The organism is Gluconacetobacter aggeris (assembly GCF_014174395.1).
Classification (GTDB): domain Bacteria; phylum Pseudomonadota; class Alphaproteobacteria; order Acetobacterales; family Acetobacteraceae; genus Gluconacetobacter; species Gluconacetobacter aggeris.
The window spans coordinates 21,471-34,489 of record NZ_JABEQD010000022.1; the positions used below are offsets into that span (position 1 = coordinate 21,471).

A 13,019-nucleotide genomic window follows, 5' to 3' on the forward strand; every position below is an offset into this window, starting at 1 on the left:
GAGGCTAATTATGTCAGAGGCACTTCGTCCATTCCTGGATGCAGTTGAAATAAACTATGGGCCAAAAATAGAAATCGGTCGATTCTTCCTGCAGCTTTCAGAGTCTGCTCGCCGTCTAGGCATATCGTGGCGGCTGGGACGCGACTTGACCCGGCTGGTTGAGGTCAATCGAAAAAATCTCGATACGTGGGAGCCACTTTCACCAATCTACGATCCGGCCATCTCGGATATAAATCCGGGTAACATCATTTACGTGGAGGGACAGGCGGATGGAGAACCGGTCGTAACATTGATTTTACGCCGCTATGATTGGCCAACAAGCACGCTGCGTGAAGAATGGGAGTCCGGTCGCTTCGCCTATCGCGACCCGGCCACGCAAATGAGCCCAAATGAAAGGTGGACAGCCGCTGCGCCAATTGCAGCCGACATAGCAGGACGGGTCGTGTTCGCCGGCGGACTGTGGTGCCATCCTCATTATCGCCGCAAGCGGCTTCCGGGTCTGACCATCGGCATGATGAGAAGTATTTCGCTTGCGACGTGGGGACCGGATTTTACCATCGGCATGGTGGAGCGCGGTGCGTTGACCCGCGTGCTCTTACCCCTCTATGGCCATCCGGTCGTCCAGCCTGGGATGCGTATCGTCAGTCCCTGGCGTACTTTCGACTGCAACCTGATCTGGGAAACCCCGGAAGATCTGGCCCGCTACGTTCGGAGTAACTTACAGACTCCTCACGAGCCTGAGCAGGGGCATGGAACTGACGAACGTGTCCGACATACTGGTTCTCCAGGGTAAAAGCAGCCTCTCGTAGCGAGACCAGAATCTGGAACCATCGGGGTGTGTGACCAGTGCCTCGATGAGTTCCAGACGTGGAGCCTGATCATGAGCCACGTTAAAATAGCTCCGCGTCGTAGGCAGCAGGTATCTGCCGTCGGGAAGGTCGCGTACGTCACGGCCAAGCAAGCTGTCGTAAGGCAGCTTGCCATATTTTCCATATGTCTGTGGCCATGCCTCGATCAGGCAACGATCCTGGCCAGGCATCCACGCTACTCCGCCGCCCCCAAACAGAGGATCTGCGGCGATCTGAGCGACATTATGGGCTCTGGCGTATCGCCGGGCCTTCTTCCACGTTTCGAACGCCATTCTCATGCTTGCCCTCTTCGGATCCCGCAGGCGGTCCAGCGACAGGCTTATGATAGCTGGAGAGTCCGAAGGCCCGTCTTCGTCGGGGGTGGCTTCCTGGAGGGTGCGCAAACGGGCAACAGCGTCATTGAGGTTATGAAGAACTTCCAGCGGCATGAAGGTCGTACCGGCACGTTCGAGGACGATGCGCTCTGGTGAATGATAGAGGAGAAGCTCCAGAACACGCTGCAGGCAAGGTCTTGGAAACAAGGCCTGCTGAAAGCGAACGCGTGTATAACGCGCAAATATCCCGATGGCAGCGAACCCGAGGTTCCGTATAGAGTAGGAAATCGGATCGAAGTCGTCGCCAAGATAGCCTATATATCTTAAGAATTCATTACTATTTTTTTTCAGATTCTGCCGTTTGGGCCAATTAACGCTTCCATGATTTCCCACTTCACGCACTATGTTTTATTGTCGCAGGGTATGCGTGCCCCTTCAGGAAAGCGAGTCAGAACGTGGGGTGGGTCGCGCAGCGTCCTGGCTGGCCGGATGCGCCCGAGAAGGCGCAGCACGCCCTTCACAATGCGGAGCCGGCGTTCACAGCCCTGCAAAGAACCGCAATGGCCGACTCTGTGCGGCAGCAAACCAGACCGGCTGGATCCGACGGTCAGGCAGTAGGCCATTCTCCGCGAAAGCGGTAAATGGCACGGCGCCAATGGGGTGATGCCGTATTCCTGATGTTCGCCACACCCCGATCGACCTTATGGTCCTTCAACGCGAAGGCCGGGGAAGGCATGCCGCCAGCGGGCCATCACCAGTTCCCGGCCGTCCATCTGATGAATCGCTTGTGTTCTCTTTTTGTTCCTGCTTATGATCCGCCCGATCCTGAGGGAGCGGGAGCGAGCGGCGATGAACCAGCACACAGAGACGATGGAATTGCTGCGCGAGCAGATCGCGCGGATCGAACGCCGATCGAGGGTATCCGACCCAGCACGCCATCTCCGCACCGGCCTGGCCGACGTCGATCGGCACCTCGGAGGCGGCCTGCCATCTGGCGTCGTGCATGAATTCTACGGCGCCGGCAGCGACCTGCGTGTGGCGGCCAAGCCATCACGCTTCATCGCCTCGATCCTGGCGGATACCGAGGGACAAATCGTCTGGATCTCCGGACGCTACCTGGATCTGCATCTGGCCGGCATCCGGGCGGCCGGACTGGACGTTGGCAAGGTGATCTGCATCGAGACCAGGCCCGAAAACGTGCCCGGTCTGTGTGAGGACATTCTGCGCGAGCGGACGGTGGAGGCCGTGGTGGCGGATCTGGACGTGCCGCTCTCGCTGACGGCGTCGCGGCGGCTCCAGCTCGCATCGGAGGCGGGCGGAACGACAGGCTTTCTGCTGCACCGAGAGTCCGCGCCGCCCGATACTGGCCGGCTGCCGCCAAGCGTCTGCCAGACCCGTTGGCGGGTTCGTGGAGAGCCCTGCGTTCTGCCGTTTTCTGCTCCGACCTCGCTTCCTGCCCTTGGTCCCGAGCGCTGGACGATCGAGCTGCAGCGTCAGCGCGGCGGCCGTCCCGCGTTCTGGTCCTGTGAGATTCCTCATCATGCCACGCCGCATCATCTCCCTCTGGCTCCCGTTCTGGCACACGGACCTATGGCGCCGGCGCAATCCGGACGAGCCGGCCGGATCAGGACTGGCGCTGCATACGCATGATGGACGCCGGCATGTCGTGGCTGCGGCGGACCGCATTGCACGGGCGGCCGGGATCGTGCCCGGGATGGCGTTGACGCACGCGCGGGCGCTGGTTCCGGACCTGTCTACGCCCCTGCTCGATGCTGACGCCGATTCGGCTGCTCTCGAGCGCCTTGCCGAATGGTGTTTGTGGCTGTCGCCTCTGGTCGCGATCGATCCGCCCGATGGGATCTGGATCGACAGCACGGGATGCGATCACCTGCAGGGCGGCGAAGCCCCGATGCTCGATACGCTGGCCGGTCGTCTGGTGTCCCTGGGGCTGACCTGCCGCCTGTCTCTCGCCGATACGCCGGGCGCAGCGCATGCGCTTGCCCGCTATGGGCGGAATGACCGCATCATCCTGCCGGCCGGCGGCCAGGGTGCCGCATTGGCCGCGTTGCCGGTCGGAGGCCTGCGCCTGACCGGCCAGACGGAAGAAGGCCTGCAACGGCTCGGCCTGCGCACGATCGGCGCTCTCCAGGCCGCCCCGAGAGCGCCCCTGTCGCGACGTTTTGGTGCCGACCTGATGCGGCGTCTGGACCAGGCGATGGGCACCGTCTTCGAACCGATCCAGCCGCTGCGCCCGAGGGATGCGATTGCGCCGCGGCGCAGTTTCGTCGAGCCGATCGGGACGCCCGAGGCGATCGCCACGGTGATCGAGGTCCTGGTCGACGATGTCTCGCACGAGCTGGTGCGGAGAGGCGTGGGTGCCCGCCTGATTGATCTGGTATGCGAACGGGTGGACGCCTCGGTGCAGGTCTGCCGTGTTGGCCTGGCCGCGCCGGCTTACGAGCGCGCGCATATCGCCCGGCTGCTGAAGGAGCGAATCGAGACGATCGAGCCGGGATTCGGCATTGAGGCGATGCAGCTCGTCGTCATCCGGAGCGAGCCGATCCCGGTCGACGGTCGTATGCGAGGGCTGTTGGCTGCGGACCACGGGGCGGAGGATCTTGGCTGCCTGATCGATCGACTGCGGAATCGCGAGGGTATAGAGCAGATCTATCGCCTCGCTGAGGCCGGCTCACACCTCCCCGAGCGCACGCAGGTTCGGGTGGCGCTGCCCGACACGCGCGGGCGGAAAGCGAACCCGATTGCATGGCAATGGAGCGCCCAGCGCCCTGCCCGGCTGTTCTCTCCACCCGAACCAATCCAGGTGCTGAGCACGCTGCCGGCCGACCCGCCACGCCTCTTCGTGTGGCGCGGCGAGCGCCATCGGGTGCGGGCCGCGGATGGCCCGGAACGGATCCATGGAGAATGGTGGCACGACGCCGACGAATATGGCGCCGTCCGCGATTATTGGGTCGTCGAGGACGATGAGGGATGCCGTTTCTGGCTGTTCCGCCATGGGGACGGGGCCCATGAATGGTCGGGCGACCTCACCTGGTTCGTCCATGGGGTGCTCTGATGGCGGAGGAGCTGAAGCCGGCAGATCCGGCCGAGATCGCGGACGCGCTCAGCCACGCGCTACGCTATGACGGCCGCCGGCGCGTGCATGACGCCGACGAGCTGATGGCCCGCATCGTCGCGGAGCGCCTGGTCGAACATCTTCGCCGCTGCGGCTTCCGTCTGGTGCGGTGCGGCACCGGCGCCGCCCTGCCCGATACCAGCCAGCATCGCCATCCGAACGCACACCCCCAGCCCGGCGATGGCTGACAGCGCTGCCCCTTATGTCGAACTGCAGGTGGCGACCAATTTCTCCTTCTTACGGGGCGGGAGCCACCCGGACGAGTTATTCGGCCGTGCGGCCGCGCTCGGCTACGACACTCTGGGCGTGACCGACCATAATTCGGTTGCCGGGATCATCCGCGCGCATGTGGCAGCCGAGGAACATGGCGTGCGCCTGGTCCCGGGCGTACGGCTCGACCTGACCGAGGGAACCGCACTCCTCGCCTATCCGACCGACCGGGCCGCCTGGGGCCGCCTGTGTCGTCTGCTGACGCTTGGTCACAAGCGGGGCGAGCGGCAGGTGTTCACGCTGGCTTGGGAGGACCTGGAGGCGGGCGGCGCCGGGCTCGTCGTCGTCCTGCTTCCCGATATGCCGGATTCCGAACTGACCCGCGCCTTGAGCCGTCTCGGGGGCCTGGAGCGGAAAGGCGGGATCGACAGCGCCTATCTTGGGCTGACCCTGCGTCGGCGCCCCGGGGATCTGGCGCGCCTTCAGGCACTGGCGGATCTCGCCGGCGGAGCGGGCGTGCCGACCGTCATGGTCGGCGACGTGCTCTACCACGACGCACAGCGCCATATCCTGCAGGATGTGCTGACGGCAATCCGGGTGGGAACGCCGCTCGATCAGCTCGGGGCAGACCGTGAGCCCTTCCGAGATCGGCATCTGAAATCGCCGGACGAAATGGTGGCCCTTTACCGGGGATTTGAGCCAGCGCTCGCGGCCACGCGCACGATCGCCACGCGGTGCTGCTTCAGCGTGGCGGATCTGAAATATCAGTATCCGGCTGAGAGCGACGTCGCCGGCGAAGCCCCGCAGGCGACACTCACGCGCCTGGTCCGCGAAGCCTTGCCGCGCCGCTATCCTGTCGGCACGCCGAAGAACGTGCTGTCCCAACTCAAGCACGAGCTGGATCTGATCGGACGGCTGGAATACGCGCCCTATTTCCTGACCGTGAACGCGATCGTCCAGTACGCGCGCTCGCTCGGTATCGTCTGCCAGGGGCGCGGGTCGGCCGCCAATTCCGCGGTCTGCTATGTGCTGGCCATCACCGCGATCGATCCCGTCCGCAGCGGCCTGCTGTTCGAGCGGTTCGTGTCGGCCGAGCGAAACGAGCCGCCCGACATCGACGTGGATTTCGAAAGTGACCGACGGGAGGAGGTGATCCAGTGGATCTATCGGCGTTACGGGCGGAGCCACGCCGCTCTGTGCGCGACGGTGATGCGTTACCAGCCACGCGGCGCGCTGCGCGAGGTCGGCAAGGTGCTCGGACTTGCGGAAGATCTGACCGCGCAGATGGCCAAGCATCTCGGCTCCGCGCTGGACGATCCGGACCTGCTGCAGGCCCGGGCACAGGAAATCAATCTCGACCTGAGCGATCGCCGACTTGCGCTGACGCTGCACCTGGCCCGCCAGTTGATCGGCTTTCCCCGGCAGCTCGGTACGCATCCGGGCGGCTTCGTGTTGACCCGCGATCGGCTCGACGAGTTGGTGCCGGTGCAGCCGGCCGCCATGGAGGACCGGCAGATCATCACCTGGGACAAGGATGATATCGACGTCCTGCGCTTCATGAAGGTGGATGTGCTGGGCCTTGGCATGCTGGGGTGCCTGCGCCGGAGTTTCGAGCTGCTCGACGACCGCTTCGGGATCAGGATGGATATCGCCAGCATTCCGCCCGAGGACGCCAGGACCTATACGATGATCTCCCGGGCGGACACGCTCGGCACATTCCAGATCGAGAGCCGGGCGCAGATGTCGATGCTGCCGCGCCTGAAGCCGAAGACCTTCTACGACCTGGTCGTGCAGGTGGCGATCGTCCGCCCGGGCCCGATCCAGGGCGATATGGTGCATCCCTATCTCCGCCGGCGCGAAGGACTGGAGGATCCCGATTGCCCTTCCCCGGCCCTGGAAGCCATTCTCGGGAAGACGCTCGGCGTGCCCCTGTTCCAGGAACAGGCAATGCAGGTTGCGATCCACTGCGCCGGCTTCACGCCCGGGGAGGCGGATCAGCTTCGTCGCTCGATGGCGACCTTCAAATTCACGGGCGGTGTTTCGGTGTTTCGGGACAAGCTTGTGCAGGGGATGGTCGATCGGGGTTACGACCAAGCCTTCGCCGAGAGGACCTTCAGCCAGCTCGAAGGGTTTGGCAGCTACGGCTTCCCGGAGAGCCACGCGGCCAGCTTCGCACTGGTGGCCTATGCCTCGGCCTGGTTGAAATGCCACCACCCCGATGTGTTCTGCGCCGCGCTTCTCAACAGCCAGCCGATGGGCTTCTACGCGCCGGCGCAGATTGTCCGGGATGCCCGCGAGCATGGCGTGGAGATCCGGGCGATCGACGTCAACCGGTCACGCTGGGATTGCACCCTCGAAGGCAGGCCGGGCAGCCCGCGACAATCGGTCCGGCTCGGCTTTCGCCTGGTGAAGGGACTTTCCAACGACCATGCGGCGCAACTTGTTGCCAACCGGACCTCGCCCTACGAGAGCGTGGATGACCTCTGGCGGCGGGCCGACATCTCGGTCTCGGCGATCGAGCGCCTTGCCGAGGCGGACGCGCTGCATAGCCTGGGGCTGAATCGACGCGCGGCACTCTGGGAGATCAAGGGGCTGGCCGATAGTCCGTTGCCGCTGTTCGCGGCCGCCGACGCACTGCGCAACCGGCCGGAGCCGGAAATTGCGGAGCCGATGTTCGTTCTGCCGGATCTCTCCGAGGGCGGGGAGGTTGTCGAGGATTACCATACCACTGGGTTGAGCCTCCGCCGGCATCCGGTGGCCTTTCTGCGCCAGGAACTGGCCAACCGCGGACTGACGTCATGTGGCGCCCTGGGCGCGCTGCGCGACGGGCGCCGCGTGTCGGTTGCCGGCATCGTGCTGATGCGGCAGCGCCCGGGCACGGCGAAGGGCGTCCTGTTCATGACGATCGAGGACGAGACCGGCACGGCGAACCTGGTTGTCTGGAAGGACCGGATGGAGGCGCAGCGGAGGATTGTTGTCGGCGCCGCGATGGTCGCCGTGCACGGTTTGCTTCAGCGAGAGGGCGATGTCATCCATGTCGTCGCCGTGCGGTTCGAGGACCTCACGGCCGACCTCGGCAAGATCGGCCGGGAAGACGGCCCTGCTTCGGCCAGAATCCTCCAACGGGCTCGGGACTTCCGGTAGCAGGATATCCAGCAATCGATCGCGTAGCGACCGAAAGGCCAATCACTCGTCCCGGGCCGGAACATGCCCGGCCTCGTCAAGAAACTCGGGTTCGCCGTAATCTCCGGCTTCGACATCCACCGAGATGCGCACGAGCTGCGCGCCCGCGAAGCCGGTGTCGCCGGCGCGAATCCTTTCGATCTTGCGTAATCCATCACCGATAACTTTGCATTCGATGGCTGGAGCCGCTTCCAGGCGGTCAGGACCACGCTTCTGGCTCTTCCATCGATACGGCTGGAAAAGAATCTTTGTCTCGACCGAGGCTGTCACGGGGGCGGTTCCTTTGTTCCTGGTATGTTCTTATCACCACCAGATCCCTCACCGCAACGTTGTCAGCGAACGAGGCGCAGGCATATGCTGCCAAACGCGGCCGTCCAACAGCCGGCCGGCACACTTCTTTCCGACGCGGATGCCGCTCGCGTCGTGCTCCCCCCATTGCTTGAAGAAGAATGCGGTTCCGGCCTCCTGAAACTCGTCGCGAAGGGTCCTGGCCGACGCGAGATCCATCGGGCGCGCGTGCGGCCCCGATTCACCGCCTACGATCGCCCAGTGAATCCCCCGGAGCCCCTCGAGATGGCCGAGCCGACCGAACTTCCGCAACGTGGCGTCCTGGTCGACCCATCGTGCCCAGCGGAAGGTCAGCGGGCCGAGCAACGGTTCAATGCTGAGGAAACGCAGCGCAGCCGGGATTGCAGTTAGATGGGGGACATTCCGATCCGCCTCCGCCTGGTTGCAGACCGTCGCTCCCAACCACACGTTCGGCCATGGCGCTTCCAGCCAGGATGGCGGGAGCATTCCTGAGATGTTTTGCGGCCGCTTCGTCAGGAGCAGCCAGTCCAACCACGGCGTCGCATCGATGAGATTCCAGAGATCGATCCGCCAGTCAGCCGGCAGCTGGTTGTCAAACACGTCCGCAAGGCTCGCGCAGAACACGCGCGCGCGCTTCCCCGAGCCCTGCGCCTCCCGGTTCCAGCGCAAAGGCAGGTTCCAGTTCTTCTCAGAGGTGCGGCGGCGTTTGCCTGCCCATAGATCTGGGTGCCCAGCACGTTTCGCCCACCCTTCAGCATAGCAGTAATCGCAAGCTGGGCTAATCTTCGTGCAGCCTACCCACGGATTGAAAGTGTGATCTGTCCATTCGATCCCCGAATTCGTTCCCATTGAAATCTCTCGATCAAAAGAAGCATGTCGTATTTTCGCCGTCTCTATTCTGGCAGGGCGGCAGAGATCGGAGAGAGCAGATCACCTCTGTAACTCCCCGAACCCCGGCTACCGGCGGCAGCCTCGCCAGTCACCGACTGTGCAACGCCGCCTTATTCGCGGCTTCCGACTGGCGTGCACTGGCATCATTGAGGTCCTCCGCCGTTGCGTCAGCCTTCACAACCACCTTTTCCGTGGGCACTTGCGCGAGCCCGGTCGTTGCTTCCTGCGATACGTTGCCCAAACTGATCGATCCGGCCTCGGCGGCTTTTCTCGGCGCCACGGGTTTCTCGTGAATGACCTCGGCGCCCGTTGAGGGATCGGTCGTGACAGTAGCGCCCGCCCCTTCACGATCCGTCGTCGGGCCCGTATCCGACGAAGAGGGTGAAGCTGGTGATGCTGCAACCTCGGCAATAGTACTCGGGGACGAAGCCGCCTGCATTACGATCGGCGCACTGTACGCTTCACGGTTCACGATACGATGGACCGCAATAGACGTGTTCGTCGGATCCTTGTCGTAGATATCGACAAGTTTGTCGTTGCTCGCGAAGCAGAAGAGGACGGTGTGAACCTGCGGTCGCGTGCCCGCTTTGCCGATCGCCCAGCCGATCTGAGCGACGCCCAATGTGGCGACACTGGTCAACACCTCTGCGGCCTTCACCGCGGCGCGGCCACCCGACGTCAACCCGGTCGTATAGAGCCGGTAAATGTCGCAGTTGCGCCCATCCTTCTGAATAGAGCCGTCGGGTTTGCCGACGGCGCTGACGACGGTGAAGCGGTCCGTGTTCGCGCTGAACTGGCTAAGCAAAACAGGCTCAGGTGCTGGTGTGGAGCCGCCGCAACCGCTCAGGAGGAAAACCGAGCCGGCAAGAAGGAGGAGCGGATTACTCTGAAGACGCATACGAAGATTCCTTTGGATAGCCGCACGGATAGCCATGGGCCGCGATGCTGGCAGGTGAGCCTTCTGTCCTGAAGGCCGCAGAGTGAAGACATGGAGAGATTAAACGGCACCGTTTATCCATGTCAATAAACGGTGCCGTTTATGGAAGATTGACGGAACGGGCGCTGGGGCATAGCGTCCGCACATGGGACGCCCACCACTCAACTTTCGCTCCACAAATGTCCGACTTCCGAACGTTCTTCGGGAAAGGATTGAAGCGTTGGTGGGCCCAAGACGTATGGCTGAGTTCATCCGCCGCGCAATTGAAAGCGAACTTGAGCGCCAAGAGGCGCAACTCGCCGAAGATGAACAAAAGAAGAAGGCCGCCAGTCAGGGGTAACCGCATTCATTAATACCCTACGGTGATAGAAATATTACCGAACGCTCCCTTGTTTCCGTAGCCTTCATTGCGTTTGACGGTGGGCAACGAGCGTAGCCGCCATCCGATATTGAATGACAGGTTGACGTAACTGGATTCCTGAAGGTGAAGATCCAATCCAACACTCGAGAGGTCCAGCGAATTGACCTGATTGGGAATCGGGCGCACCTGGGAGACGTGGCCGTAATCAAAGAAGACCCCGATCTGCTCAAGGTCCTGATCCCGGAGAAGGTGCCAAGCCGGCGAGTGGACCTCATTCGCAACGGTTACCCCCTCGGATCCGAGGATCGTGTCCGTGAAGTATCCTCTTGTCGTATAGAGCCCGCCGAGCCCGATCTGATTTGCATACATCAGATTGGTGGTTGAGATCTGCCCCGTTGCTTGTACCGTCCACGAAAGATCACACGGAAGCCAGGTCGTCCGAGCCAGCGTCATGGTATCGTAAATATAGCGGGGGCTCGCACCAGGAACGAGAAGAGAAAAACTGTGTCGGTGGTTGCCGTCCGTGAGCCCGCCAGGACTGAATGTCGCCTGGTTCCGGAGTTGGGTCTCGCCAAAGGGATCGCGTAACGTCAGTCGGTAAGCGACTGGGAACTGAACAGTCTCAGCGTTGGTGGCGTAGACTGAAATTCCCCCGAATTCGATTGAGTTATTCGTCGTTTTATAATCAAAGCCCGCCGAGATCTGCTGCCACAATGTCGCTTTTTGGCCGAATACCTCAATCGGATGTGAGTCGTGGACATAACGAAAACTCGCCTGTCCGGAGTGGCCGTTCTCGACAAATTCGGTCCCGTTCAGAGTCTCCCGGGGGCGGTTCCAGGCATAGGATCCGAAGACATGGATCTGGTCGCCCCACGGAAGTGGCGCGGAGTAATTGATCGAATGACTATTGTAAAGCTCGCTTACTGAATGGGTAAGCTGATAGGACAAAGTGTGGCCTAAACCGAAAACATTGCCCCATGTTCCACCTACCTCCCACTCCTCCCGTCCGAGGGTTGGCAATCCTCCCGTGTCGAAGGTGCCGTACAAATTCAACGGGAACCGGTCTGTTGTCTGGAGTAATACGTTAGTTTCGCCCTTTTCTGTGCTCGGGGAGAAGACGGCATTTACTGTCCGGAACGGGTTATCGTTGAGACGCTCGATTCCGTACCGAACGTCGGAGAGCGTGAGTATCTTTCCCGATCTCAGCCCGCTCATTCGGGAAATCTGCTCGCTTGAAAACCAGTGGTTCCCGTTTACGGAAACTTTATCGAGCCGGTATTCCATTATGACGAAATGAACCACACCGCTCCCAAGAAACTGGGGCGGAATGGCAACATAGACGAAGGGGCGTCCGTGCGTCCGATACAGGTCGCTCACTTTAGAGACGATGCTATTAATATCAGCAAGTGTGAGCGGCTTATTGAGATATTTTGCGATTTCGCTCTGGAAGGAAGCTGTATCGAGAAGGTCGAGGCTTGGATCGTGCCAAATACCATTGGCGCGCAGGGTTACCCCATCCTTATGCATCTTCTCCGGATTGTCCCAGAACGCTATCCCGGCCAGTCGGGAGACAACGACCTTCCTGGTGTCGGGCAGGACGTCGCTCTCCCGTGGTGGCTCTTGAATCTGATCGGGCGTCGATAGCGGCGCGGGATTTTTTGGTTTGTCGCGCTCATAGGCTTGACCAAAGGCGCGATTACTAACGAGCCCTCCAAGGCTGATAACCGCGCATGTCGCCAATAAGGCCCGATTTAGATTCGGCATAAGTTTGTTTCCTTACCGCGCGATCTGATTGCGAGCAGACACGGGTGGGGTGAGGATGTTCCCGTCATTCCGGGATGTGAGTCTGGCCGGCAGATGTGCGCGCAATGCCGTCCGGGGAAGCGCGCGCGCCGGCGCTGCAGAGCGTGCCTCTTCGGCGGGTCGACTGACCGTCGATCTGGCTTCTGGTGTCTGGACCTCGTCAGGACCCGCGCTCTCGTGTGGCCACACAACCGTCGAGCTTCCTGAAGTCTCGTGGGCGGACGAGATTCCGGAGAGGGTAGCGATCGCGCTGACGTGGTCGGCAACGAAAGCCGTATTCAACCCTTGGCTAACGATGCCAGTTAGGGAGTCGACGCCCTGAGAACGGAGATCGGCGGACAGCCCTGCCGTCGCGGACGACGGCGCCATCACAACGGACAGAGCGCCAGGGCGGTAGTTGACGTGGTAGTTGCCGAGACGATCGCCGGTCGCGGTGCTGGCGGCGATCGTATAGGTCCCAACGGTGCTCGCGGCCGTGGCGTTCGTAGTCAGGCGGACGGCGGAGACGGTGTCGCCGTTGACCAGCCCGCTGGTGCTGAAGGCCGAGCTGCCGAGGGCGGGGCTGTTGCCGTAGGTACTGGACTGGTCAAGCGCGGTGACAGTCAGCGCGGCCGGATCGATCGTCAGCGTGCCGCCCCGATAGGTGACGGCATAGTTCGACAGGCCAGTGCCGGTCGCGCCGGCAGCGGTGATGCCATAGGCGCCGACATTGCTGGCACCCGTGGCGGCCGTGGCCAGGGTGACGCCGGAGACGCTGTCGCCGTTGACCAGCCCGGTCGTGCTGAAGGCCGAGCTGCCGAGGGCGGGGTTGTTGCCGTAGGTGCTGGTCTGGTCGAGCGCGGTGACGGTCAGCGCGGCCGGGTCGATCGTCAGCGTGCCACCCCGATAGGTGACGGCATAGTTCGACAGACCGGTGCCGGTCGCGCCGGCAGCGGTGATCCCATAGTGGCCGACATTGCTGGCGCCAGTCGCCGGCGTGGCCAGGGTGACGGCGGAGACGCTGTCGCCA

The 13,019-nt window shown here is 62.5% G+C and carries 11 protein-coding genes; 5 read left to right on the forward strand and 6 right to left on the reverse strand.

All coding sequences use genetic code 11. The features are described 5' to 3' along the window. Window positions 1-10 precede the first annotated feature (10 nt). Window positions 11-793, forward strand: coding sequence for a hypothetical protein (locus HLH36_RS18615; RefSeq protein WP_182987784.1), 783 nt, complete (start codon window positions 11-13; stop codon window positions 791-793). Here HLH36_RS18615 and HLH36_RS18620 read toward each other — a convergent pair. Then, window positions 719-1,585, reverse strand: coding sequence for a hypothetical protein (locus tag HLH36_RS18620; RefSeq protein WP_338030491.1), 867 nt, complete (start codon window positions 1,583-1,585; stop codon window positions 719-721). The genes HLH36_RS18615 and HLH36_RS18620 overlap by 75 nt on opposite strands. 447 nt (window positions 1,586-2,032) lie before the next feature. Between HLH36_RS18620 and HLH36_RS18625 the strand changes: the two genes are divergently transcribed. The 4 genes from HLH36_RS18625 to HLH36_RS18640 are packed head-to-tail and all read left to right on the forward strand — an operon-like array spanning window position 2,033 to window position 7,670. Beyond that, window positions 2,033-2,833: an ImuA family protein gene (locus tag HLH36_RS18625; RefSeq protein WP_182987785.1), complete on the forward strand. Its 801-nt coding sequence runs from the start codon at window positions 2,033-2,035 to the stop codon at window positions 2,831-2,833. Continuing rightward, a complete protein-coding gene (locus tag HLH36_RS18630) occupies window positions 2,724-4,256 on the forward strand; it encodes a DUF6504 family protein (protein ID WP_182987786.1) in 1,533 nt (510 codons plus the stop codon). Before HLH36_RS18625 ends, HLH36_RS18630 begins: the two co-directional genes overlap by 110 nt. Continuing rightward, entirely contained in the window at window positions 4,256-4,504 is a 249-nt protein-coding gene (locus tag HLH36_RS18635; RefSeq protein WP_182987787.1) for a hypothetical protein, read from the forward strand. The genes HLH36_RS18630 and HLH36_RS18635 overlap by 1 nt, the downstream gene beginning before the upstream one ends. Then, window positions 4,497-7,670: an error-prone DNA polymerase gene (locus HLH36_RS18640; protein ID WP_182987788.1), complete on the forward strand. Its 3,174-nt coding sequence runs from the start codon at window positions 4,497-4,499 to the stop codon at window positions 7,668-7,670. Before HLH36_RS18635 ends, HLH36_RS18640 begins: the two co-directional genes overlap by 8 nt. 42 nt (window positions 7,671-7,712) lie before the next feature. Here HLH36_RS18640 and HLH36_RS18645 read toward each other — a convergent pair whose 3' ends face one another. The 5 genes from HLH36_RS18645 to HLH36_RS18670 all read right to left on the reverse strand — a co-directional run. Next, entirely contained in the window at window positions 7,713-7,979 is a 267-nt protein-coding gene (locus tag HLH36_RS18645; protein ID WP_182987789.1) for a hypothetical protein, read from the reverse strand. Between the two features lie 48 nt (window positions 7,980-8,027). Further along, window positions 8,028-8,867 carry a phage Gp37/Gp68 family protein gene (locus HLH36_RS18650; protein ID WP_182987790.1) on the reverse strand — a complete coding sequence of 280 codons (840 nt, stop codon included), beginning with the start codon at window positions 8,865-8,867 and terminating at the stop codon, window positions 8,028-8,030. 130 nt (window positions 8,868-8,997) lie between these two features. Beyond that, window positions 8,998-9,807, reverse strand: coding sequence for a hypothetical protein (locus HLH36_RS18655; protein WP_182987791.1), 810 nt, complete (start codon window positions 9,805-9,807; stop codon window positions 8,998-9,000). Window positions 9,808-10,195: 388 nt separating this feature from the next. Next, on the reverse strand, window positions 10,196-11,971 hold the full coding sequence (locus HLH36_RS18665) for a ShlB/FhaC/HecB family hemolysin secretion/activation protein (RefSeq protein ID WP_182987792.1): 1,776 nt from the start codon (window positions 11,969-11,971) through the stop codon (window positions 10,196-10,198). A 12-nt stretch (window positions 11,972-11,983) separates the two neighbouring features. Beyond that, a partial coding sequence (locus tag HLH36_RS18670) for an MBG-2 domain-containing protein (protein ID WP_182987793.1) occupies window positions 11,984-13,019 on the reverse strand: 1,036 nt, incomplete at its 5' end.